At 62.3% G+C, this 23,122-nt stretch carries 18 protein-coding genes; 12 read left to right on the top strand and 6 right to left on the bottom strand.

The window, feature by feature from the left end; genetic code table 11:
- Positions 1-32: 32 nt before the first annotated feature.
- From prpB to B0E48_RS10955, 7 genes are all read left to right on the top strand, one after another.
- Positions 33-923: a methylisocitrate lyase gene (prpB, locus tag B0E48_RS10985; protein WP_077518130.1), complete on the top strand. Its 891-nt coding sequence runs from the start codon at positions 33-35 to the stop codon at positions 921-923.
- Positions 924-995: 72 nt separating this feature from the next.
- Positions 996-2,141: a 2-methylcitrate synthase gene (gene prpC, locus B0E48_RS10980; protein ID WP_077518129.1), complete on the top strand. Its 1,146-nt coding sequence runs from the start codon at positions 996-998 to the stop codon at positions 2,139-2,141.
- Between the two features lie 368 nt (positions 2,142-2,509).
- Positions 2,510-3,484 (top strand): hypothetical protein, encoded by a 975-nt coding sequence (locus B0E48_RS10975; protein ID WP_077518128.1) that lies wholly within the window; start codon positions 2,510-2,512, stop codon positions 3,482-3,484.
- Positions 3,485-3,509: 25 nt separating this feature from the next.
- The gene (locus B0E48_RS18055) at positions 3,510-4,040 is read left to right on the top strand and encodes a hypothetical protein (RefSeq protein WP_254423937.1); all 531 of its coding nucleotides are present in this window, start codon (positions 3,510-3,512) and stop codon (positions 4,038-4,040) included.
- A complete protein-coding gene (locus tag B0E48_RS10965) occupies positions 4,037-4,732 on the top strand; it encodes a C39 family peptidase (RefSeq protein ID WP_077518127.1) in 696 nt (231 codons plus the stop codon). Before B0E48_RS18055 ends, B0E48_RS10965 begins: the two co-directional genes overlap by 4 nt.
- Positions 4,733-4,866: 134 nt before the next feature.
- Positions 4,867-5,352: a hypothetical protein gene (locus B0E48_RS10960; RefSeq protein ID WP_077518413.1), complete on the top strand. Its 486-nt coding sequence runs from the start codon at positions 4,867-4,869 to the stop codon at positions 5,350-5,352.
- 85 nt (positions 5,353-5,437) lie between these two features.
- The gene (locus B0E48_RS10955; protein WP_254423936.1) at positions 5,438-6,880 is read left to right on the top strand and encodes an acetate kinase; all 1,443 of its coding nucleotides are present in this window, start codon (positions 5,438-5,440) and stop codon (positions 6,878-6,880) included.
- A gap of 11 nt (positions 6,881-6,891) precedes the next feature.
- On the opposite strand, the gene B0E48_RS10950 is transcribed toward B0E48_RS10955, so the two are convergent.
- Both B0E48_RS10950 and B0E48_RS10945 read right to left on the bottom strand, forming a co-directional pair.
- Positions 6,892-7,503 carry a glutathione S-transferase N-terminal domain-containing protein gene (locus B0E48_RS10950; RefSeq protein ID WP_077518126.1) on the bottom strand — a complete coding sequence of 204 codons (612 nt, stop codon included), beginning with the start codon at positions 7,501-7,503 and terminating at the stop codon, positions 6,892-6,894.
- A gap of 23 nt (positions 7,504-7,526) precedes the next feature.
- A complete protein-coding gene (locus B0E48_RS10945; RefSeq protein ID WP_077518125.1) occupies positions 7,527-8,216 on the bottom strand; it encodes a TerC family protein in 690 nt (229 codons plus the stop codon).
- Between the two features lie 284 nt (positions 8,217-8,500).
- On the opposite strand from B0E48_RS10945, the gene B0E48_RS10940 reads away from it, so the two are divergent.
- The 3 genes from B0E48_RS10940 to B0E48_RS10930 all read left to right on the top strand — a co-directional run bounded on the left by B0E48_RS10940 (position 8,501) and on the right by B0E48_RS10930 (position 12,383).
- Positions 8,501-9,952: a bifunctional 2-methylcitrate dehydratase/aconitate hydratase gene (locus B0E48_RS10940; protein WP_077518124.1), complete on the top strand. Its 1,452-nt coding sequence runs from the start codon at positions 8,501-8,503 to the stop codon at positions 9,950-9,952.
- A 355-nt stretch (positions 9,953-10,307) separates the two neighbouring features.
- Positions 10,308-11,459, top strand: a complete 1,152-nt coding sequence (locus B0E48_RS10935) for an OmpA family protein (RefSeq protein WP_077518123.1) — start codon at positions 10,308-10,310, stop codon at positions 11,457-11,459.
- A 153-nt stretch (positions 11,460-11,612) separates the two neighbouring features.
- Complete coding sequence (locus B0E48_RS10930) at positions 11,613-12,383, top strand: pseudouridine synthase (protein WP_077518122.1); 771 nt, start codon at positions 11,613-11,615, stop codon at positions 12,381-12,383.
- Positions 12,384-12,517: 134 nt separating this feature from the next.
- Here B0E48_RS10930 and kbl read toward each other — a convergent pair whose 3' ends face one another.
- The 3 genes from kbl to tdh form a co-directional block, all read right to left on the bottom strand.
- Complete coding sequence (kbl, locus tag B0E48_RS10925; RefSeq protein ID WP_077518121.1) at positions 12,518-13,717, bottom strand: glycine C-acetyltransferase; 1,200 nt, start codon at positions 13,715-13,717, stop codon at positions 12,518-12,520.
- A 100-nt stretch (positions 13,718-13,817) separates the two neighbouring features.
- Positions 13,818-17,462: a DUF748 domain-containing protein gene (locus B0E48_RS10920; RefSeq protein ID WP_077518120.1), complete on the bottom strand. Its 3,645-nt coding sequence runs from the start codon at positions 17,460-17,462 to the stop codon at positions 13,818-13,820.
- Between the two features lie 130 nt (positions 17,463-17,592).
- The gene (gene tdh / locus B0E48_RS10915; RefSeq protein WP_174566733.1) at positions 17,593-18,627 is read right to left on the bottom strand and encodes an L-threonine 3-dehydrogenase; all 1,035 of its coding nucleotides are present in this window, start codon (positions 18,625-18,627) and stop codon (positions 17,593-17,595) included.
- Between the two features lie 227 nt (positions 18,628-18,854).
- Here tdh and B0E48_RS10910 point away from each other — a divergent pair, with 227 nt between their 5' ends.
- Positions 18,855-21,017 (top strand): S46 family peptidase, encoded by a 2,163-nt coding sequence (locus tag B0E48_RS10910; protein ID WP_077518119.1) that lies wholly within the window; start codon positions 18,855-18,857, stop codon positions 21,015-21,017.
- A 180-nt stretch (positions 21,018-21,197) separates the two neighbouring features.
- On the opposite strand, the gene B0E48_RS10905 is transcribed toward B0E48_RS10910, so the two are convergent.
- Positions 21,198-21,890, bottom strand: coding sequence for a hypothetical protein (locus tag B0E48_RS10905; RefSeq protein ID WP_077518118.1), 693 nt, complete (start codon positions 21,888-21,890; stop codon positions 21,198-21,200).
- A gap of 149 nt (positions 21,891-22,039) precedes the next feature.
- Between B0E48_RS10905 and miaA the strand changes: the two genes are divergently transcribed.
- A complete protein-coding gene (miaA, locus tag B0E48_RS10900; RefSeq protein ID WP_077518117.1) occupies positions 22,040-23,020 on the top strand; it encodes a tRNA (adenosine(37)-N6)-dimethylallyltransferase MiaA in 981 nt (326 codons plus the stop codon).
- Positions 23,021-23,122: the final 102 nt, after the last annotated feature.

The raw sequence follows: 23,122 nt of genomic DNA, 5'->3' as shown, positions 1-23,122 counted from the left end.
CGCTAAAATGAACGTTTTCCGTGGAGCACGCCATGACGAAAATCGCATCTCCTGGAGCGCGTTTTCGCGCTGCCTTGGTGGAGGAACAGCCGCTGCAGGTGATCGGCGCGATCAACGCCAACCATGCGTTGCTCGCCAAGCGCGCTGGTTATCGTGCGATTTACCTCTCCGGCGGCGGCGTGGCGGCCGGTTCGCTGGGCCTGCCGGATCTGGGCATCAACACGCTGGATGACGTACTCACCGATGTGCGCCGCATCACCGACGTCTGCGACCTGCCGTTGATGGTAGATATCGATACCGGCTTCGGCCCCAGCGCATTCAATATCGCCCGCACGGTGAAGAGCCTGATCAAGTTCGGTGCAGCCGCGTGCCACATCGAGGATCAGGTCGGCGCCAAGCGCTGCGGGCACCGGCCGGGCAAGGAGATCGTATCCGCCGGCGAAATGGCCGACCGTGTGAAGGCCGCAGCAGACGCCAGGACCGACCCGGATTTCTTCCTGATTGCACGCACCGACGCGATTGCCGTCGATGGTGTCGATGCCGCGATCGAGCGCGCGGTCGCCTGCGTCGAGGCCGGTGCCGACGGCATCTTCGCCGAGGCCGCCTACGACCTGCCGACCTATCGCCGCTTCGTTGATGCGGTGAAGGTGCCGGTGCTGGCGAACATCACCGAGTTCGGCAGCACGCCACTCTTCAGCGTGGACGAATTGCGCACGGCCGGCGTTGGCATTGTGCTGTATCCGTTGTCGGCTTTCCGCGCGATGAACAAGGCGGCCGAGAACGTCTACACGGCGATTCGCCGCGACGGCCACCAGCGCAATGTGATCGACACCATGCAGACGCGCGAGGAGCTGTACGAGCGCATCGGCTATCACGATTTCGAGAGCAGGCTCGACGCGCTGTTCGCCAGCAAGAAGGTCTGAACGCGCCATTTTTTTCGTATGCGCGATGCCCATCGCATCGCCATGTATCAGCAAGTCTCAGGAGAGTTATCGATGAGCGAGCAAACCCTGCCCAAGGCCAAGAAATCCGTCGCGCTGTCCGGTGTGGCGGCAGGCAATACCGCGCTGTGCACGGTCGGCCGTAGCGGCAATGACCTGCATTACCGTGGCTACGACATCCACGACCTGGCGGCCAAGGGCTGCTTTGAGGAAGTGGCGTACCTGCTGGTGCACGGCGTGCTGCCGAACTGGACCGAGCTCAACAACTACCGTGCGCGCCTGAAGCGTCTGCGCGGCTTGCCCGCGCCAGTCAAGGCTGCGCTGGAACTGCTGCCGGCCGCGACGCATCCGATGGACGTGATGCGCACGGGTTGCTCTGTGCTCGGCACCGTGCTGCCGGAAAAGGACGACCACAACGTCACCGGTGCGCGCGAGATCGCCGATCGCCTGATGGCCAGCTTCGGTTCCATGCTGTTGTACTGGTATCACTTCAGCCACAACGGCAAGCGCATCGAGACGCAGACCGACGACGACTCGATCGCCGCGCACTTCCTGCACCTGCTGCACGGCAAGAAGCCGAGCGAACTGCACGCGCACGCGCTGGACAAGTCGCTGGTGCTGTATGCCGAGCACGAGTTCAACGCCTCGACCTTCGCCGCGCGCGTGATCGCCGGCACCGGTTCGGACATGTACTCCGCGTTGACCGGTGCGATCGGTGCGTTGCGTGGCCCGAAGCATGGTGGCGCGAACGAAGTGGCGATGGAGATCATCGCGCGCTACCGCAGCGCCAATGAGGCGGAGGCCGATATCCGCGCCCGCGTCGAGCGCAAGGAAATCATCATCGGCTTCGGCCACCCGGTGTACACGGTGTCCGATCCGCGCAACGAGATCATCAAGGAAATCTCGCGCAAGCTGTGTACCGATGGCGGCAACCCGACCCTGTTCGAGGTATCCGAACGCATCGAGAAGGTGATGGGCGAGGTCAAGAAGATGTTCCCGAATCTCGACTGGTTCTCCGCCAGCGCGTACCACATGATGGGCGTGCCGACCGCGATGTTCACGCCGCTGTTCGTGATCGCGCGCACCTCCGGCTGGAGCGCGCACGTGATCGAGCAGCGCGAGGACGGCAAGATCATCCGTCCCAGCGCGAACTACACCGGTCCGGAGGACCAGGCCTACGTGCCGATCGACAAGCGCTGAAATAACGACAAGCTGTTCTGCAATCAGGAAGGGGCCGCAAGGCCCCTTCTTTGTGTCTGCAGAGCATGCGGATGGCAGCGTCTGCATCCGCATGCTCGACGTGCTGTCGCGGCATCGGCGAGATACGGACGTGGGCGTCAGCGGCGCGTCTGCGCGATGTAACAGAAATGTTCCATTTGCTGATTCATGGCACACCAGCGGTCATGCCAAGCCGTTTTTTGTTCGTTTTAATTCATTGAAAGTTAATGATTTTTACGCTGTGTCGAGAGTCGTTCGCATTGGCGCGCATGTTGCTACCTACGAATGCCGTCCGTAACTGCTGGAAAGGCAAGAAACAGGGGTCACCCGTACCGTTTCGGAGAACAACCATGCGCAAGACTTTGCTCGTAACAGCACTGGCGGTTGGCTTGGGGCTCACGCTGCCTGCAATGGCCGACCACAACTACAACAATCACGACAACAACGGCAACAACTCGAGTACGAATACCAACTCGAGCACCCACACCAACACCAACTCAAGCACTCACAGCTACTCCGATTCAAGCACCCACAGCCGGAGCAACTCCGGTTCTGGTGATGCCGAAACGCTTGGGCTGGGCAGTTCCGCTGCCGACAACGGCGGAGTCTCGACGGCCAGTGTTTCGGACTCGTTCAATACCAGCAAGGCGGTCGCGGTCAGCAGCCTCTCCGGCGAGGTGACTGGTGTGTACGTATTGGGCATTGGCAACGTCGCGTCGAATGACGGTGACGCCAGTGGCGGCAATGGTGCACACGGCGGCTTCGGTATTGGCGGTGACGGCAGCGGCGGCAACGGTGGACGTGGTGGGCGCGGTGGTGGTGCGCTCGGTGCCAGCGGCGACGGTGGCGGTGCGCTGGGCGCCAGTGGGCCGGCCGGTGCAGGTAGCGGCGCATGGGGTGGCGACAGCAATGGTGATACCGGCAACGCACGCAATCATCAACGCGGTTCAGGCTCCGGGACGGCAACGAGCGGGGCAGGCAGCTGGGCAGGTGGTGCCGCGACCAGCGGCGCATCCACCGCGACCAGCGGTAGTGGCTCGGGCACCGGCGGCGATAGTGGTGCAGCTACGGCGATGGGCGGTGCCGGCGGTGCAGGCGCAGCAGGTGGTGATGGTACCGGTGGCGTGGGCAACGGCGCCGCTGGCGGCAACGGCGGCAACGGTGGCTCGAACTCCGTGGATGCCGGCTCGTTCGACATGTCCAACAACATGTCAGGCGCAGCCGCGGCAGCAGCTGGTGTCACGGTCATGGCGCAGAACAGTGGTGTCGGCGCGTTGATCCAGCAGAGCGTGAATGTGCAGGCCAACCTGAATGTTGGTCACTGAGTGAATGGCAATCCGGCGCTATGGGATGCTCGCGTCCCATAGCGTTCGTTCATGGCGGCTGCGCGGAATGCCCGCGCAGCCGCTGGCACTCGACCTGCAGGCGCTTGCGGCATTCATTTCATGCTGCCGGAAGTGCATGGGAGATACAGCCATGCGATCGATCCACCCCCTGTTTGGATGCATGCTGGTGTTGTTTGGCAGCATGCCTGTAGCGGCCATAGGCGCAGATGCCGCTGCCGCAACACACGCACCCGCAGCACTGCTGGCTGCATCGAAGCCAGCGCCACCGGTCCAGCCGGCCCACATGGACAGTATGGGTCCCAGCGTGGCCATCGGTACCTTGGCAAAGCTGACCGGCGGCGCCAGCGTCAGTGAAAAAATGACACTCACCGGCACGGTGAGCAACAACCACGACGACCATGTGGTGACCGGTCTCAACGATATGAGCGGAAACTCGTTTGCAGGTTCCGCGGGCCTGTCGACGGTGATCCAGAACACCGGCAACAACGTGCTGATCCAGAACGCTACCATCGTCAACGTCCAGTTCAAGCCATGAAGTATCGGGTTCTGCCGCTGCTGGTGCTGCTGTTGGCGTTGTGTCCGCTGGGCACGCTCGTCGCTGGAAACGCGCAGATCAGCAACAACCAGGGGCAGATGTACCGCCTGCACCTGACCAGCCTCAAGGAGGCGCGGTTCAAGAACACCATTCGCCAGAAATACGATTTCAGCTGCGGCTCGGCTGCCGTGGCCACCTTGCTGACCTACCAGTATGGCTATCCCGTCGACGAGCAGTCCGCGTTCGCGCAGATGTACGCCCACGGTGATCGGGCCAAGATCAACCGGGAAGGTTTTTCACTGCTGGATATCAAGATGTATCTGGAGGCACATGGCTTCGATGCCGATGGTTTCCAGGTGCCGCTCGACAAGCTGCAACAGGAGCACCTGCCTGCGATCGTGTTGATCGACCAGAAGGGCTATCACCATTTCGTGGTGATCAAGGGCATGCGTGACGGACGCGTACTGGTAGGCGATCCGGCGCTCGGGACACGCGCGATTCCGCGTGATCACTTCAATGACGTGTGGAAGAACGGATTGGTTTTCGTGATTCACAACCATCGCGATCTTGCCCGCTTCAACAGTGTTGCCGACTGGCTTGCCGCGCCGGGGGCGCCGTTGCCAACGGGCATCGATCGACGGGGGCTGGACACCATCACCGTTCCCAAACTGGGGCCTGGAGACATCCCATGATGCCGAGTCGAATTCGAATGCTGTTCTGCCAATGCGTATGGCTCGGCGTATGCAGTGTGATCGGTGGCATCGCATGCGCCCAGACGGCAAGCACACCATCTGCATCCGCACCGGTGTCGGCGGATGGAGTGGTCATGAGTGCGTCTTCAGTACCGTCGGTGATGCCTGGTGCCACACTCATCAGCGAGCGTCTGCCGAACGCCTTGGGCTGGCTAGCCGTCAGTAATGGCCGGCTTGACGTGATCCGCGGTGGTTTCGATGCCGGCAACGGCCTGGTTGCCTCGTTCGGCATCGACCGGGCGATCTACGTCAACGGCAATCTGGTGACCTCGACCAGTGTCTATATCCCTGACGTCAGTCAGATCACGGCCAGTCAGGCGGTCGCGCTGGCGGCGGCGACCAATACGCTGAATCTGGTGCAGAACGGTGTGGGCAATACCTTCAATCCGATCTCGCTCAGCAGTGGCATTGCCGCCACGGTGATCCAGAACACCTTGAACAATCAGGCGATCAGCAGCCTGACCACGCTCAACGTTTCGGTGAATTCGCTGAATGCCTTCCGCCTGCAGAACATGGTGGATGCGTTGCAGACAGCTCAATTGCAGTCGCTGGGTCACTGAGCGATGACCACGATTCCAGCAGACCGCTTCGGGGCCACGCCATGCGTTGCGGGTTCGATCAGCAGATGGTTCGCGAGGTGAGGTGATGGAACGCAATCGTCTGCGACTCCTGTATTCGACCGGATGTGCCGCCGGCTTGGTTTTGTTGGGAAATTCGATCAGTGCGCAGGAAGCGGCAGCCCCGTCAGCCATGCCACCATCGCCGCAGTCGACAGCGCCATCGCAGCCGCAGCCGCAGGCGACAGATGTCGGTGGGGATCCGCGTACGCTCAGCAAGCAGGTGGCCGAGCAGGGTGAGCGCATCGAGGCGATGCGCAAAGAGATTGATGCACAGACGCAGCAGATCGACGTGATGAAGCAGGCGTTAGCCGCCGAGCAAGCCGATTACGAGGCGTTGCGGCATAGCGTGGGCATGGATGTGCTCGACCAGCAACGCGCTGGCAATGTGAATGTGGCGGGTAGTCGTGCATCCGCGCTGCCGATGCCTGCAGCCGATGCGGTGGCGGACGGTGGTGGCGATGCGAATGCCGAGGGTGATCCCCAGGTTGGTCAGGCGCCGCCGCACGACACCCGGCCGCCCGAAGTCGCACCGATCTTCGATCAGCCTGGCGTACTGACGCCGCGCGGCAAGCTTGTGGTGGAGCCTTCCTACCAGTTCGGCTATTCATCGGTCGATCGCGTCGATCTGATCGGTTACACGGTCATTCCGGCGATCCTGATCGGCTTGATCGATGAGCGACAGGTCAGGACCACGACCCAGACCGCCGCGATGGCACTGCGCTACGGATTGACGAACCGGCTGGAACTGGAGCTTCGCGTGCCGTATGTCTACGCGCATACCGATACCACCAGTCGTGAAATCTTTACCGGCAGTGCCGAGGACAATGTATTCACGACCAGTGGTCACGGCATCGGAGACGTCGAGGCCACCGCGCGCTACCAGTTCAATGATGGTGGTGCCGATCATGCCTATTACGTGGGCTGGCTGCGCTTCAAGTCGCGCACCGGCACGGACCCGTTCGACGTCGTCACGGATTGTGTGACACGTTGCGTGCAGAACGCGACGGGGACCGGGTTGCCGCTGGAACAACCCACTGGTTCCGGGTTCTATTCGCTGCAACCCGGCGTGACCTGGTTGTACCCGTCTGATCCGGTCGTGTTCTTCGGCAATTTGAGCTACCTGCACAACTTCCCGCGGTATGGCGTGAGTCGGGACGTGCTGCTGGCCGGCAAGGAATATCTGGGCAAGGTCACGGTGGGTGATATCGCCGATGTCAGTGTCGGCATGGGACTGGCACTGAATGACAAGGCGTCGCTCAGCATCGGCTATGACCAGAGCTTCGTCGGACTCACCAAGCAGAACAACCAGACTGTGCCCGGTTCGACCAAAACGGTACTAGGTACGCTGCTGCTTGGCGGCTCGTACAAGCTCAGCGACAAGCGCACGTTGAACTTCACGCTGGGCGTGGGCATTACTCGAGATACACCGGATGCAACCGTGACGGTCAGGCTACCGATGCTGTATTAGCCATCGCCGATTCAGATGCCTTCAGCCTGCATGGCTGCCTTGACGCCGGCATCGGCACGCATACGCAGGGCAAAACGTTCAAGCTGGTCGAGACCACCGAGGTCGACCGCCTTAGCCTTGGCCCAGCGCTGCGCCACGAACAGGTAAGGATCCGCGATCGAGCGTGTGCCGGTGAGCCAGTCCCGGTTCGCCAGCTGGTTGTCCAGCCGTTCGAAATAGCTGCGCAGCTTCGCCCGCGCCGTGTCCTGCAACTCGGCATGGCGTGCGGTATCGGCAATGAAACGCTCGGGCCGGAACAGCGGCTTGAACGCCGGGTGCACGTCGGAATTGAGGAAGCCCAGCCAGCGGTTGACCTCGGCGCGACTGCGCGGCGTGCCATCGCCGTCGAGGCCGGCGGCCGGGAAACGATCGGCAAGGTAATGAAGTATCGCGATGTTCTCGGTCAGTACCCAGCCGTCGTCATCGACCAGTACCGGCACCACGCCATCGGGATTGAGTTTCAGGTATTCGGGCGAGCGCAATTCGGTGCGCGGCACTTCCTCGATCTGGTAAGGCTGGCCGATCCACTCCAGCACGATGTGATCGGCCAGCGAACACACGCCGGGCATGTAATAAAGCTTCATGTGCGAATGACTCCGTGTGGGGCTCAGTGGACAAGTGACTTCAGGCGCCGGCGTCGTCGCTGCATTAGCCAGCCGCCACCACAGATGCCGATCACCAGCAATGCATCCAGGACGTAAGCCATCCAGTTGTGTGCGTCGAACCAGTCACTCAACCAGTGATCGTCCGAAATCATCCGGCTGGCGGTGAAGGCAATCGCTCCAGCGCCGATATACATGATGATCGGGTAACGGCCGATCAGTTTCAGGACCAGCGTGGAACCCCACACCACCAGCGGCACGCTGATCAGCAGGCCGAGGATGACCAGTCCGAGGTGTCCGCTCGACGCACCGGCGATCGCCAGCACGTTGTCCAGCCCCATCAGCGCGTCGGCGATGATGATCGTGCGCAGCGCGCTCCAGAACGTGGCGGCAGCACTTATCGCGGGGTCATTGCCGTCTTCCTGACGCAGCAGGTTCCATGCGATCGGCAGCAGCAACAGGCCACCGACCAGCATCAGTCCCGGCAGCTTGAACAAGTGAACCACCAAGGCGGTCAGCGTGAAACGGACCGCGACGGCCCCGAACGCACCCCAGAACACCGCTCGCTTCTGCAGTGCTTCAGGCAGGTGACTGGCTGCCATCGCAATAACGATCGCATTGTCGCCAGCCAATACCAGATCGAGCAGGATGACAGCCAGCAGGCCGGTGACAAAATCGGTGGCGAAGAGATCCATGCAGGGGTCCATGCGCGTCAGACAATGCAGCGAACACGGGCGCGCGCGGCCCGCGTCCACCGCAAAAGTCTCATTCGCAGCATGACTGCCGAGTGACCGGAGCGAGACGTCGCTCGTGTTGACGATCACTGCGCCGATGCAGGCGAGCCTGCGTCGGGAATTACTCCCTTTTGGGATTAGCGCCGGATTGTCTGCGCCGACAAGGCTGCGGTCAAGTAACACGGAGCTGCTGCAAGGCGTGCCGGTCAGCTAAAATGACGGTTTTCCCTGCCGCGAGATCCGCCATGAGTGCGCACGACATCCGTTCCGCTGTCCGTCCCGATCCCGACCAGCCGCTGGTCGACATTGCCGACTACGTCGCCGACTACCGGATCGATTCGAAGGAAGCCTACGACACGGCGCGCTACATGTTGCTCGACTCGCTGGGCACCGCGATGCTGGCGATGAAGTTTCCCGAGTGCGTGAAGCATCTCGGGCCGTTGGTGCCGGGCGCGACGTTGCCGGGCGGCGCTCGCGTGCCGGGCACCAGCCATGAGCTGGATCCGGTACAGGCGGCATTTGCAATCGGTACGCAGATCCGTTGGCTGGATTTCAACGACACCTGGCTGGCGGCGGAGTGGGGCCATCCCTCGGACAACCTCGGTGCCATCCTCGCCGTGGCCGACTACCTTAGTCGCAAGGCGGCGCGTGAGGGTGGCCAGCCGCTGACCGTGCGCGACGTGCTTGGCTACGCGATCAAGGCGCACGAGATCCAGGGCTGCTACGCATTGCTGAACAGCTTCAACCGGGTTGGCCAGGATCACGTAATCCTGGTGCGCCTGGCTTCCACCGCGGTCGCCACCGCGATGCTGGGCGGCAACAAGGAGCAGATCACCACCGCCGTGTCGCACAGCTGGATCGACAATGGTGCGCTGCGCACCTATCGCCACGCGCCAAATACCGGCCCGCGCAAGAGCTGGGCCGCCGGTGACGCCTGTCGCCGCGCGGTGACCCATGCGATCAATGCGGTTTATCGTGGCGTGGTCGGCTACCCGTCCGCGCTGAGCGCGAAGACCTGGGGCTTCTACGACGTCGCGTTCAAGGGCAAGTCGTTCGAGTTCGAGCGTCCGTTCGGCAGCTATGTGATGGAAAATGTCCTCTTCAAGATCAGCTTCCCGGCCGAGTTCCACGCGCAGACCGCCGTGGAATGTGCCATGCAATTGCACACCCAGGTGGCTGGCAAGCTCGATCAGATCGAGAAGATCGTCATCGAGACGCAGGAGGCTGGTTGCCGCATCATCGACAAGACCGGTCCGCTGGCGAACTACGCCGACCGCGATCACTGCCTCCAGTACATGGTTGCCGTGCCACTGATCTTCGGCCGCCTGGTGGCCAGCGACTACAACGATGAGATTGCTGCCGATCCGCGCATTGACGCATTGCGCGACAAGATGTCGGTTGTGGAAAATCCGCAGTTCACCAGGGATTATTTCGACCCGGCCAAGCGTTACATCGGTAATTCGCTGCAGGTGTTCTTCAAGGACGGCAGCAGCACGGAGAAGGTTTCGATCGATTATCCGATCGGACACCGCAAGCGTCGTGCCGAGGGTATTCCGGTGTTGCTGAAGAAGTTCGAGGCGGCCATGCAGGATCACTTGCCGGCACATCGGGTCAAGGCAATCATGGCGGCGACCCAGGATTCGGCGCAGCTCGATGCGATGCCGGTACAGGAGTTCCTGGGCCTCTTCACGTTGTAAAGACGGTGTGAGTGGAACATTAAACCGGCGGATGGCACCGGATCTTGCTAGTCGCCGGCTTCTCTCCTTAAATCTTCAAAGCTGGATCCCGTAGACCGCACCTTAAACGTCCGCTAAAGTCGAAATTGTGGTTTTTGCTGAAAATGAACTTTCCTGAACGAAGGCTCACCAAAGTTTGGTTGTCAATGCGTTAAGGTGCCAACCACTTAACGATTTTGCTACACTCCCTCCCGCTTGTCGCATGAACGCCAAGCAGGGGCTATAAAAGCTCTGAATGACGTAGTTCAGTTCTGACGCGCGATTTCCGGTTGGGGTTGGGCGGACGCGAAAAATCTAATAAATGAGGAGACACCTGATGAATCGTAAGGGCTTGTACTTTCTGATCGCGCTGGCCCTGGGCGGCGTGGGTGCCGTTCATGCGCAAGACAGCACCACTGCGGCTCCGGCCGCCACCGCCAGCTCCGATATGGCCACCTCGACCTATGATGGTCGCTGGTATATCGCGCCGACCGTGGGTGGTTATTTCAACGATCACAAGCGTGATACCAACAGCCGCCAGTTCTATTACGGTCTGGGCTTTGGTCGCTTCTTCACGCCGAACATGTCGATCGATGCCTTCGTCGACCGCACCAAGCGGAAAATCGACAACGCCGTGTTCACCCCGGGAACCAGCGGTCACAGCAGCGATTCGTGGGCCAGCACCAACGTCGGCGCCGTGGCACGTTTCTACGCGGGTGACTGGAACGCCTGGCGCCCGTACGGCCTGGTCGGTCTGATGGGCAGCCATCACCAGAGCACGTTCGCGAGCGGCTGGTCGCCGGCTGCCGAGCTGGGTGGCGGCGTGTCCAAGACGGTCACCGACAGCACGGACATCCGTCTGGAAGCCGGCTACCGCTACGACTGGGACAACAAGACCAACCCGGCCAAGAGCGGTTACGGTGACTGGTTCGCGGGCCTGAGCATTGTCTCGCGCTTTGGCGCCCCGGCGGCTGCTCCGGTCGCCCCGGCTCCGGCCCCGGCTGCTCCTGACTGCTCGAAGACCATCGTCAACGGCGTGAACCTCTGCGACAACAAGTGCCCGAACCTGCCGGAAGGCACGGTCGTGGGTCCGGATGGTTGCCCGGCGAAGGTCGTCATCGACCTGCGTGGTGTCAACTTCAAGTTCGACCGCCCGAAGAAGGGTGAGACGGACATCGCCCGTTCGCTGGCCGAGCCGACCAAGGACTCGCTGTCGGTTCTGGATCAGGCCGTCGACACCTTGCAGCGTTACCCGCAGGTGCACGTGACGGTGGCTGGTTACACCGACGCGAAGGGCACCGATGCGTACAACCAGTCGTTGTCGGAGCGCCGTGCACAGATCGTGTACAGCTACCTGACCTCGCACGGCATCGATGCAAGCCGTCTGGAAGGCCCGATCGGTCATGGCAAGAACGATCCGATTGGCGACAACGCCACGGACGCCGGTCGTGCCCAGAACCGTCGCACGGAGCTGCAGGTTCAGCAGTAATCGAACCTGAGTCACGCAGTATGAAAAAACCCGGCTTCGGCCGGGTTTTTTTTTGGTCACCGTAGGGGTGCGACCATCGGGTAATGCCTGTCGCACATCGCCGGCAATCATTGGATCCTTTCGCCGCGTGTCAGCGACCTATACGCTAGCCGGATGTCTCGCCCATCTTTCCGTTCCTCCGGTACCACGGCATCAGCAACCCATGCACCACGACATGGATTGGCAAGGGTGTTATCCAAGCTTGGCGCGTGTTCGCGCAGTCAGGCCGAACAATGGATACGCGACGGCCGCGTGAGCCTGGATGGCCGCGTTGTACGCGATCCGTATCATCCGACACAGCTGGATCGACAGCAGGTTGCCGTCGACGGCAAGCCGGTGAAATCCGCCGAACTCGTGCACGTGATGTTCAACAAGCCACGCGGGCTGATTGTCAGTGCCGCTGACGAGCAGGGCCGCGCTACCGTTTACACCGCACTGGCTGCCGCCGGATTGCCATGGCTCGGGCCGGTCGGCCGGCTGGACAAGGCCAGCGAAGGTTTGCTGCTGCTCAGCAACGACACCAGCTGGGCGGCCGGGATCACCGATCCGGCCACGCATCTGGACAAGACCTATCACGTGCAAGTGGCTGGCCAGCCGGATGCGACGGTGCTGGCTGCGATGCACGCCGGGGTCGAGGAGGGCGGCGATCTGTTGAAGGCACGCCGGGCCAGCTTGCTGCGCGTCGGTGAGAAGAATGCTTGGCTGGAAGTGGTGCTGGATGAAGGCCGCAACCGGCATATCCGCCGACTGCTGGCGGCGCTGGGATTTGACGTGCTGCGTCTGATCCGGGTGGCGATCGGGCCGCTGATGCTAGGTGAGTTGGCGAAGGGGCAGTGGCGCCGGTTGAATGCCGACGAGGTCAGGGCACTCGATACGCGCAGATAGCCACACAGATGTACATGGGAAAGGGTAGGAGCGGCTTCAGCCGCGATGCTTTTGATGTCACCAAGTGATGTCACCAAGATCGGACCAAGAGCATCGCGGCTGAAGCCGCTCCTACAGGGCAAGGTTCGAAAACATCAGGCGCCGATCACGCCCAGTTGCCGTCCTACCTTGGTGAACGCGGTAATCGCGTGATCGAGATGTGCGCGGGTATGCGCCGCGCTCATCTGTGTACGGATGCGCGCCTGTCCCTGCGGCACCACCGGGTAGAAGAAGCCGGTGACGTAGATGCCTTCCTCGAGCAGCGCGGAGGCCATCGCCTGCGCCTTCTTCGCGTCGTAGATCATCACCGGCACGATTGGATGCACGCCGGGTTTGATGTCGAAGCCGGCTGCCTTCATCTGCTCACGGAAATAGCGGGTGTTTTCCTTGACCTGGTCGCGCAGCTCGCCGGCGGAGGCGAGCATGTCGAACACTTTGATCGCGGCAGCAACCACGTGCGGTGGCAGCGAATTGGAGAACAGGTAAGGGCGTGAGCGCTGGCGCAGCATCTCGATGATCTCCGCACGACCCGCGGTGAAGCCGCCCAGCGCGCCGCCGAGTGCCTTGCCCAGTGTGCCGGTGAAGATGTCGATCTTGTCCATCACCCCGTTGACCTCGGCGGAGCCGCGGCCGGTGTCGCCGAGGAAGCCGGTGCAGTGGCATTCGTCGATATGCACCAGCGCGTTGTACTTCGCGGCCAGCGCGGTGATCTGATCAAGTTTCGCGATGAAACCATCCATCGAGAACGCGCCATCGGTGCTGATCAGTTTGGTGCGTGCGCCGGCAGCGTCAGCGGCCTGCAACTGCTTCTCGAGGTCGGCCATGTCGCTGTTGGCGTAGCGAAAACGCTTGGCCTTGCACAGGCGGATGCCGTCGATGATCGAGGCATGGTTCAACGCGTCGGAGATCACCGCGTCTTCTTCGCCCAGCAGCGGCTCGAACAGGCCGCCGTTGGCATCGAAGCAGGCGGCGTAGAGGATGGTGTCCTCGGTGCCGAAGAACGCGGCGATCTTTGCTTCGAGCTGCTTGTGCAGGTCCTGCGTGCCGCAGATGAAGCGCACGCTGGCCATGCCGAAGCCGTGCGTGTCGAGCGCATCCTTCGCCGCCTGGATCACGTCCGGATGATCGGCCAGGCCGAGGTAGTTGTTGGCGCAGAAGTTCAGCACCTTGCGGCCACCTTCCAGCTCGATCTCGGCGGACTGCGGCGAGGTGATGATGCGCTCGGCCTTGAACAGGCCCTGCTCGCGGATGGATTCGAGTTCGCTGGCGTAGCGTGACTGACCGGGGTAGCTCATGGCGGATTCCGCAGGCGGGGAAAGCGCCCATTGTGAGCCTTTCACCCGCGGCGGAAAACCATTGACAGTCGCCGCATCACGGCGGCTGTCGATTCAGCCATCAATGCATGCCGAAATCGGCGCGCGTGGTCTTGCCCTTGTCGTCGATACCTTTGGCATCCAGCTTGGGTGCCGACACGAAGACGCGCTTGTCGTCGACCTTGCCGTGCAGCCATTGGCGAACCGTATCGGCACGACGTTCGGCCAGGTGGCGCAAGGCATCCTGGTCGACTGGCACATTCGTCTGCAGCAGTTTTTCCATCACGTCCGGTGGCTGTGACTTGGTCAGGCCGATCAGGTCGCGTGGCTTGGAAAACTTGGCGTGTTTGTAAGCCTTGGTGAGGTATTTGTTGTAGATATCCGGGCTGAGCTTGGACAGGGCGGAGACGTCGTTCTCGTCACCGCCCTGATCCTTGACCATCTCGTGCATGACCAACTGCTGCGTCATGACTTTGCGCAGGCCGTTCTCGTCGAACTGGGGGTCGACCCGGCCAATGATGTCCAGGTTGAGTGACGTCTTCTCGGTGAGGATTTTGACGATCTGTGTCAGTCGTTCCTGCGCCTCGGCATCAAGTACGTTTGAACCCGGCGCAAATTCCACATAACCCAAATCCTGATGACTGCCACCCATGGCCGAGGCGATCAGCCGGAACGGCGAGGTGATAGCGCGCCCGATCAGATTGACGAAGGCGTGCCAGATCAACTTGCCCAGGCTGAATTGCGGATCGCTGAGCGAACCGGTCACCGGGACATCGACGTCGATATTGCCATCCGAGTCCTTGAGCAGGGCCACCGCCAGCTTTACTGGCAGATGGCTGATGCCCGCACCCTCGACACGATCGCCGAAGGTCAGCTGGCTCAGGAAAATATGGTTGTCCGCATTCAACTTGCCCTGATCGAGCGCGTAATGCACATCCATGGTGAGACGGCCCTTGATGATCGGGTAACCGGTGTACTTGCTCGAATAAGGTGTCAGGTGCGTCAGCTCGACCCCGTCGGCTTTTCCTTTCACGTCCAGGAACGCTGTCGGCGTGAGCGGGTTGATCGTGCCGTCGATGTTGACCGGTGCGTTGTCGTCGAGCTGGCCCTCCAGTGTGAGCGGCGCCGGCGCCCCGCCACTGGTCGTGCCAAAGGCACCGATCTTGCCTGCGAGCTGGGTGATGTTGGCGGTGTAATTGGGCTTGATGAAGTTGTCGGTGTAGTTGAGATTGCCGCGCGCCAGAACGATCTGACCAATATGGATGACTGCAGGCGGTGCTGCGCTGCTGGCGGCCGGGCTGGGCGCGGCGGTGCTGGAGGTGGCCGGATTGACTGCGGCAAGCTCCGGTGCCTTGGGCGCAGCCGGCGCATTGTTTGCCTGCGTCACCGAAACCGGTGCCGTCTGCGGACTGGCCACCACATCCTGCAGGTTTATGCGGCCATTGCTGTTGACGATCACGCGGGCATAGAAATTGTCCAGCGCCAATCCGCCGACCGAGATCTGCGGAGCGCCTTCGCCGCTGCGTACGTTGAGGCCGGTGGCCGTCAGTGAATTCCAGCGCAGGAAATCGTCGTTGGTGACGTTATCCAGCACATTCACCCGGCCCAGCGTGAGCTGGCCTTGATAACTCAACAGAGGATCGGGTTTGTGATCGCGATAGCGCAGATGTCCGTTCAGGCTGAGCAGCGCGCTGTTGAGGTGTACGTTGAGCGGCACCTTCACCATGGACTGCAGCGGCGCCACGTTCAACCGGGTTGCCGTGACACGCAGGTCCGCATTGAGTGGTTCGGGCCGCACCGAGCCGGTGACGTGATACTTGCCCTTGTCGATGCCGCCGGCCAGGTCCAGCTTCAGCGGCTGATGCATGTTGTCGGACAGGCCGTCGATGCTGAACTTGTCGGCATTGACCGTGATACGCCCGGCCTTGTTTACGGCCGCTGCATCCCGGTATGCGAAGCTGCTGCCCTCGATGCCGAGATGCGCAATGCTCCAGTGCCATGCCGGTGCCGCCGGCTGCTTGCCTGTGGCGTGATGCGGTGGAGATGACTTGACCAGGTCGGTGAGATCGATGCGCCCGTTGCGATAGCGCTCGGCATCGATCTTCAGTCCTTGCAGACTGAGGTTGCCCAGGCTTGCGTGACTGCTGGCCAGGTCCAGATGCGTGATATTGGCATTCAGCGCTTTCCAGGCTATCGGCGTGCGGCTGTGCTGCTGCAACACAAAGTCATTTACGGCGAGCTTGCTTGCGTCGAGTTGCAGGTTGAACGCCTTGTTCCAGTCGGCCACGAGTTGTCCGCTCGCGTCCAGACTGCCATGGCTGACCTGCGCATTCAGCATTGGTGGCGCCATCGCGATGAGCGGCGGCAGGCCTACGCCGTTCAATGCCACGTTGCCGGTGAAGCGGCTGGCGCTCATCGCCAGTGCGCCATTGATATGCAGCGTGCCGCCGGTCAGCCCGGCGCTCAGGTCGATCTTGCTCGGCGTTGCGCCCAATGTCGCGAAGCCGCGGATCGTGCCGTGCAAATTCTCGAGCGACAGACGCGCCGGCGTGTGGCTGCTCAGGTCGGCATAGTCGATCTGGCCGTCCTGGATGGTCAGCGTAGCGATGCGCGCATCGGTGGCGGGTGAAGCCGGCTTCTCTGGCGTTTTGCCGCTGCCGGTCAACGCGTCCAGGTTGCTGTGGCCACCCGCCAGACTCGTGTAATGCAGGGTGGTCTTGTCGAGCGTGATGGCATCGAAGTCATACCGCGAGATCAGCGGTTCGACGTCCGCCAGTGTGGCGTTGAGTCGGCCCAGCGCAACGATCGGCGAGCCGTCGTGGGTATTGAGTGCGAAGTTGTCCAGTTGCAGGTTGCCGCTCAGCTTCATCTGCTGGGTGGCATTCCTGTCGATGAAATCCAGCTTGAGCTGGCCGGACAGCTGGCCGCTGGGAATCGCCACCGGCAAAGGCGTCGGCACATAGCTCAGGTAGCGGGGCAGATCCAGGTGATCGATCTTGAAATCGATGGCCGACTCGCGGCTGTCGGCAAACGGTTTGGTCTGGCCACCAATCCGCAACGGGCTTCCATCCACTTGCATGGCCAGCAAGGGCTGCACGAACACGTCGGTGTCGTGCGGCAGGTTGGCGATGAACGGGATGCCGAGTTCGAGCTGGTCGATCCGGTGACTGCTGTTCAGCACCTTGTCGTCGAACACGATGCTGCCATCGTGCATGCTGATGTTGGACAGTGCGAAGCGCGCCGGAGCGGCATTGGGATCGGCGGGTTTGCCGGCGAAGCGCTCGATCAGGTCGGAGAAGTTGAATTGCTGCGGCGCCGTGCGCGTGAGGTGAAACTGCGGATGCTGCAGGCGCAGCTCATCGAGTACTGGCGCCATCCGGAACAGCGAAGTCCATGAGGCGTTGACGACTATCTGATCGATGTCGACGAACGGCGACTTGCTGTCGCGCTCGCCGATATGCAGTCGGTCGAGTGCCAGTTTCAGCGTGAACGGATTGAGGTGTACTTCGCCTACGGTGACGGGGCGATCAAGCACTGCGCCAAGGCGGCTCTGCAGCTGGCTCTTGATCAGCGGCGGTGCGGCAAAAAAGCCGAGCAAGCCGAAGATCAGCAGCAACACGCCGAGGATCAGCATGCTCTTGCGCAGCCGATGGGAGTGATACACCGCGCGAGCGCGTTCACGCCCCGCGGCGAGCAGTTCATTGTGCGAAGGACTGCGGTCTGCCATACCGTCGTTGCTCCTTTGACATCACGAACTGTCGGTGCCCGGCGCGATTGGCCGGGTACTCCGATGTCGACAGGCCATGTCGGCCTGCCGGTACATCAGTGTAGCGCGGCGGCGATCAACGGCACTCCGCTCAATTCCAGGAGCAGACGACCTTGCCGCAGACGCCGGCATCCATCAGGTCGAAACCCTTCTGGAAATCGTCGATGTGGATCTGGTGGGTCAGCACCTTCTGCAGCGGGAAGCCAGTCAGCACCATCTGGGTCATCTTGTACCAGGTCTCGTACATCTTGCGGCCGTAGATGCCCTGCAGGGTGAGGCCCTTGAAGATCACCTTGTCCCAGTCGATGCCGGCGCCGCGCGGCATGATGCCGAGCATCGCGACCTTGCCGCCGTGGTACATGCAATCGAGCATGTCGCCGAACGCACGCGGATTGCCACTCATCTCCAGGCCGACGTCGAAGCCTTCCATATGGAGGTCCTTCATCACGTCCTTGACTGACTGGTTGGTCACGTTGACCACGCGTGTGGCGCCCATGTCGGCGGCCAGCTTCAGGCGGTAATCGTTGACGTCGGTGACCACCACGTTGCGCGCACCGATGTGCTTGCAGATGCCGGCGGCAATGATGCCGATCGGACCGGCGCCGGTGATCAGCACGTCCTCGCCGATCACGTTGAATTCCAGGGCGCAATGAGCGGCGTTGCCGTACGGATCGAAGAACGCCGCCAGCTCGGACGGGATCTGGTCCGGGATCGGCCACAGGTTCGAGGCCGGCATGGTCATGTACTCGGCGAACGCGCCGTTGCGGTTCACGCCGATGCCGATCGTATTCGGGCACAGGTGCTGGCGGCCGGCGCGGCAGTTGCGGCAATGGCCGCAGACGATATGACCTTCGGCGGAAACGCGGTCACCGATCTTGTAGCCGGTCACGCCCGGGCCGATCTCGACGATGCGGCCGACGAACTCATGGCCGATGGTGAGACCGGGCTTGATCGTGCGCTGGCTCCACTCGTCCCACTTGTAGATGTGCAGGTCGGTGCCGCAGATGGAGGTTTTTTCCAGCTTGATCAGCACTTCGTTCGGGCCGACCACCGGCAGCGGCACCTCTTCCATCCAGATGCCTTGTTCGGGCTTGCGCTTGACCAGGGCTTTCATCGTCTGCGACATGGGGAATCCATCGGTTGGCCCGCATAGCGGGCAGGGAAGTCGCAATTATAGAGGGATCGCAGCGGGCACCGAAAAACCACGAAAGACACGGCGGCGGAGCGGGGCAACAGCCACACCATGCCGAAAGTCACTATCGCCATGCTGCGGGTTTGCGGCATAAAGGCCGATTCACGCCGCAAGAAAATGCGATGTGACTTGATGCCCGCCCCAAATTGAAGGAGTTGTCCATGCGTCGTGTTTTGCTCGCTGCCGCGCTTGCCGCCGGCGTTGCCGGTACCGCCCATGCCGTCGAAGGCATGTGGCAGCCCGCCCAATTGCCGAAGATTGCCGACACGCTGAAGCAGCATGGCTTGAAGCTCGACCCGGCCAAGCTGACTGATCTGACCGCCTATCCGATGGGTGCGATCGTCAGCCTCGGTGGTTGCACTGCCTCGTTCGTGTCGCCGGATGCGCTGATCGTCACCAATCACCATTGCGGTTACGGCGCGCTGCAGTACAACTCCACGCCGCAGAAGAACCTGATCGTCGACGGTTTCCTGGCGAAGACGCAGGCGGAAGAGCTGCAGGGCTCGCCGGACATGCGTGTGTTCGTCACCGAGGAAATCCGCGACGTCACCAAGGACGTCAACGCCAAGCTCAACGACAGCATGAGCGGCGCCGAGCGCTACAAGGCGATCGAGCTGGCGATCAAGGAACTGGTGAAAGGCTGCGAGAGCGACGGTTACCGCTGCGATGTCTACACCTTCCACGGCGGCTACAGCTACCAGCTGATCAGGCAGCTGGAGATCAAGGACGTGCGCCTGGTCTATGCGCCGCCGGAGTCGATCGGCAAGTTTGGCGGCGACGTCGACAACTGGATGTGGCCGCGCCACACCGGCGACTTCAGCTACCTGCGCGCCTACGTCTCGAAGGACGGCAAGTCGGCTACCTATGCGAAGGACAACGTGCCGTATCACCCGAAGCACGTGCTCAAGGTGAATCCGCAGGGCGTGGAGAACGGCGACTACGTGATGGTGGTCGGTTATCCGGGCCGTACCAACCGCTACCGCCTCGCGGACGAAGTGCAGAGCTCGATCGACTGGGTCTATCCGACCCAGATCAAGATCTATCAGGACACGCTGAACATCATCGACACCTCCGGCAAGGCCAATCCCGACGTGACGGTGAAGTACGCCAGCATGGTCGCCAGCCTCAACAACTATCTGAAGAACTTCGGTGGCCAGCTCGAAGGCCTGCGGCGTGCCGACGCGGTCAACGTCAAGCGCGCGCAGGAAGCCCAGCTCGAAGCGTGGCTGAAGCAGCAGGGCGGTGCCGACAACGACGCACTGGTCGCCGATATCGGCAAGCTGCGTCAGGCGATCGCCACTGACAAGGCTACCCGCGAGCGCAGCCTCGATCTGGGCCTGGTCAATCGTTCCTCGATGCTGAGCAGCGCGTTGCGCCTGGTGCGCCTGTCCAAGGAGCGCGCCAAGCCGGACCTGCAGCGTGATTCGGGTTACCAGCAGCGTGACGAAGTGCGCATCGAAGGCGCGCTCAAGCAGATGGAACGTCGCTATGACCCGAAGGTCGACCAGCAGCTGATGGTCTACGGCCTGCAGCGCTACGTGACGCTGCCGAAGGACCAGCATCTGCCCGCGCTCGATGCATGGCTCGGTGACGCGAAGACCGAGGCACAGCTCAGCCAGAAGGTCGCTGCGCTGTACGCCGGCAGCCAGCTGGGCAACACCGACGAGCGGCTGAAGTGGTTCAAGGCCGACGCCAAGGCGATCGACGCCAGCCACGACAGCATGCTCAAGCTTGCCGTCGCCATGCAGCCGCAGCTGCAGAAACTCGAGGACGAGCAGGATGCCCGTGCCGGCGAGATGAGCAAGCTGCGTCCGCGCTACATGCAGGCGATGATCGCTTGGAAGGATTCGCAGCACCTGCCGGTCTACCCGGATGCGAACAGCTCGCTGCGCGTCACTTTTGGCAATGTGCAGGGTGTGGCACCGCGTGACGGCGTCAGCTATGCGCCGTTCACCACCGTGCAGGGCATCGTCGAGAAGGACACCGGCGTGGAGCCGTTCGATGCACCGAAGGCCGAGATCGCCGCGATCAAGGCGAAGGCGTTCGACGGTTACGCCAGCAAGAAGCAGGGCACGCTGCCGGTCGACTTTCTCGCCGATCTGGACATCACCGGCGGCAACTCCGGTTCGCCGGCAATGGATGCCAACGGCCAGCTGGTCGGTCTGGCATTCGACGGCAACTGGGAATCGGTGAGCGGCGACTGGCTGTTCAATCCGACGCTCAACCGCTCGATCCAGGTCGACGTGCGCTACATGCTGTGGGTGATGCACCACCTCGACCACGCCGACAACCTGCTGCAGGAAATGGGTATCCCGGCGAAGTAAGCCGGCGGCTCAAGTAACGACAAAGGCCCGCGTCATCGACGCGGGCCTTATGTTTTGTGCGGCTCTTGTAGGAGCGGCTTCAGCCGCGATGCTCTTGATCCAACCTGGCAAAACCGAAAAGCATCGCGGCTGAAGCCGCTCCTACAGGGTGGTGTCTTGTCTTGGTCGTGTCACCGCCGCTCAGATATCCAGCCGGTCGTAGCTCCGCTTGAACACGATCGGCTGTTGTACCGCCGGCGTGGTCCAGGTTTCGGTGACGATCAGATGGTGGCCGTCGGGCGATTGCACCCAGTCCTGTTGCAATCGCACGTCGCCAGTGAATTGCATGATGATCTGCAGGCCGGCAGCGGTCAGATGGGTCTGCACCATCGCGTTGCCGTCGAGCGACTGGCGGGTGTTGCCGTCGAGCTGGCTGTCCAGTTGGTCCTTGTCGCCAAGCACCACCCGGATGCCCTTGGCATCCTGTTGCACATTCATCATGGAATCGTCGGCGAGCAGCGGTGGCGGATCATCCGGCGGAGCGGTGCCGTTGTCCGTGGTCGCAGCCTTGTTCTGCCCTCGACCGCCGCCGTGGCCATGGCCGCCACCCATGCCACCACCACCCATGCCGTGGCCGCCATGGCCACCGTGACTGGATGCCTGGTTTGCGGGTGTACCTGTCGAGGTGGCGCTGGCTGGTTGCTGCACGGGTTGTTCAAGCTTTCTTTCCGCGCGCAGGCGTGCAGCGATATCGGACGGGCTGTCGCTCTGCTGATCGTTCAACCGCCATATCCCGCTGAAGTCCGGCGCCGGGGGACTGGCTGCGCCAGCGAGCGTGGTCAGCGCAAGCGATGACATGGCCAGCAGCAGGCAGAGTGATTTCGGGAACGTCATGCGAGGGCTTCTATGCTCGGGCGGGGTTGCGCGTGCGGTGCGTCGTCGTCCGGCATGCAACGAACCGCAGCACATCACATTGAAACGCTTCGCCTGCGGCGGCGGTTGACGCCGGCTTCGAACGGCCACGTGCCCGTTACAATGGACGCATGCCTGTTGACCAGCGCCCTCTCGCCATTTTCCTGATGGGCCCGACTGCCTCGGGCAAGACGGCGCTGGCGTGTGAATTGAGCGAGCGCTTCCCGCTGGATCTGGTCAGCGTGGATTCGGCGCTGGTCTATCGCGGCATGGATATCGGCACCGCCAAGCCGGATGCGGCGACGCTGGCGCGTTATCCGCATGCGCTGGTCGATATCCGCGATCCGGCCCAGTCGTATTCGGCGGCGGATTTCCGTGCCGACGTGTTGCCGGTGATGCAGCGGATCAGTGCGCAGGGCCGGGTGCCTCTGCTGGTCGGTGGTACCGGCTTGTATTTCCGAGCGCTGCAGCAAGGGCTGTCCGATTTGCCGGAAGCCGACTTGCCGACCCGTGCACGACTTTCCACGGAAGCCGGGCAGATCGGCTGGCCAGCCATGCACGCACGTCTGGCGCTGCTGGATTCGGTCGCTGCGCGCCGGATCGGCTGCAATGACGCACAGCGCCTGCAACGCGCGCTGGAAGTGATCGAACTGACCGGACGACCGCTGTCCGAACTGCAGCGAGGCGGCTGTGGCGCGCAGTTCCCGTGGCGCGTACTCAAGCTGGCCCTGCTGCCGGCGGAGCGCCACCTGCTGCACGAGCGCATCGCCCAGCGTTTCGACGCCATGCTGGCGGCAGGCTTTCTCGACGAGGTGCGTGCCTTGCGCGCCCGCGGCGACCTGCATGCCGAGCTGCCGGCGATCCGCGCGGTCGGCTACCGGCAGGCGTGGGAGCATCTGGACGGTGATTCGACCCCGGGCGAATTCCGCGACCGTGGCATCTTCGCCACCCGCCAGCTCGCCAAGCGGCAGATCACCTGGCTGCGCAGCGACGTCAGCGCACGCCTGTTCGACCCGGATCGCCCTGGTCTGTCGGGCCGCGCGGTCGAGGCTGTGCAACTGTTTCTGGGCAGATCCGCCGGGTCGGATCTGCTCATCAGCGCGCCAGCGTGATCCAGTGCGCCCGCAACCCGCAAAAATCCCCTTTCATCAAGCATTTGAAAACAGCTAACATCCCGGACATGTTGGGCCGGGGCGCCTTTGGCGTTTTTTCCC

It is taken from the genome of Rhodanobacter sp. C03 (assembly GCF_002001175.1).
In the GTDB taxonomy this organism is placed as follows: domain Bacteria; phylum Pseudomonadota; class Gammaproteobacteria; order Xanthomonadales; family Rhodanobacteraceae; genus Rhodanobacter.
This window is presented reverse-complemented; position numbering and strand designations above follow the sequence as displayed.

Coding starts and splice junctions, on each gene's coding strand:
- prpB (WP_077518130.1), top strand. CDS start 33: ATGACGAAAATCGCATCTCCTGGAGCGCGTTTTCGCGCTGCCTTGGTG.
- prpC (WP_077518129.1), top strand. CDS start 996: ATGAGCGAGCAAACCCTGCCCAAGGCCAAGAAATCCGTCGCGCTGTCC.
- B0E48_RS10975 (WP_077518128.1), top strand. CDS start 2,510: ATGCGCAAGACTTTGCTCGTAACAGCACTGGCGGTTGGCTTGGGGCTC.
- B0E48_RS18055 (WP_254423937.1), top strand. CDS start 3,510: ATGCTCGCGTCCCATAGCGTTCGTTCATGGCGGCTGCGCGGAATGCCC.
- B0E48_RS10965 (WP_077518127.1), top strand. CDS start 4,037: ATGAAGTATCGGGTTCTGCCGCTGCTGGTGCTGCTGTTGGCGTTGTGT.
- B0E48_RS10960 (WP_077518413.1), top strand. CDS start 4,867: ATGAGTGCGTCTTCAGTACCGTCGGTGATGCCTGGTGCCACACTCATC.
- B0E48_RS10955 (WP_254423936.1), top strand. CDS start 5,438: ATGGAACGCAATCGTCTGCGACTCCTGTATTCGACCGGATGTGCCGCC.
- B0E48_RS10950 (WP_077518126.1), bottom strand. CDS start 7,503: ATGAAGCTTTATTACATGCCCGGCGTGTGTTCGCTGGCCGATCACATC.
- B0E48_RS10945 (WP_077518125.1), bottom strand. CDS start 8,216: ATGGATCTCTTCGCCACCGATTTTGTCACCGGCCTGCTGGCTGTCATC.
- B0E48_RS10940 (WP_077518124.1), top strand. CDS start 8,501: ATGAGTGCGCACGACATCCGTTCCGCTGTCCGTCCCGATCCCGACCAG.
- B0E48_RS10935 (WP_077518123.1), top strand. CDS start 10,308: ATGAATCGTAAGGGCTTGTACTTTCTGATCGCGCTGGCCCTGGGCGGC.
- B0E48_RS10930 (WP_077518122.1), top strand. CDS start 11,613: ATGTCTCGCCCATCTTTCCGTTCCTCCGGTACCACGGCATCAGCAACC.
- kbl (WP_077518121.1), bottom strand. CDS start 13,717: ATGAGCTACCCCGGTCAGTCACGCTACGCCAGCGAACTCGAATCCATC.
- B0E48_RS10920 (WP_077518120.1), bottom strand. CDS start 17,462: ATGGCAGACCGCAGTCCTTCGCACAATGAACTGCTCGCCGCGGGGCGT.
- tdh (WP_174566733.1), bottom strand. CDS start 18,627: ATGTCGCAGACGATGAAAGCCCTGGTCAAGCGCAAGCCCGAACAAGGC.
- B0E48_RS10910 (WP_077518119.1), top strand. CDS start 18,855: ATGCGTCGTGTTTTGCTCGCTGCCGCGCTTGCCGCCGGCGTTGCCGGT.
- B0E48_RS10905 (WP_077518118.1), bottom strand. CDS start 21,890: ATGACGTTCCCGAAATCACTCTGCCTGCTGCTGGCCATGTCATCGCTT.
- miaA (WP_077518117.1), top strand. CDS start 22,040: ATGCCTGTTGACCAGCGCCCTCTCGCCATTTTCCTGATGGGCCCGACT.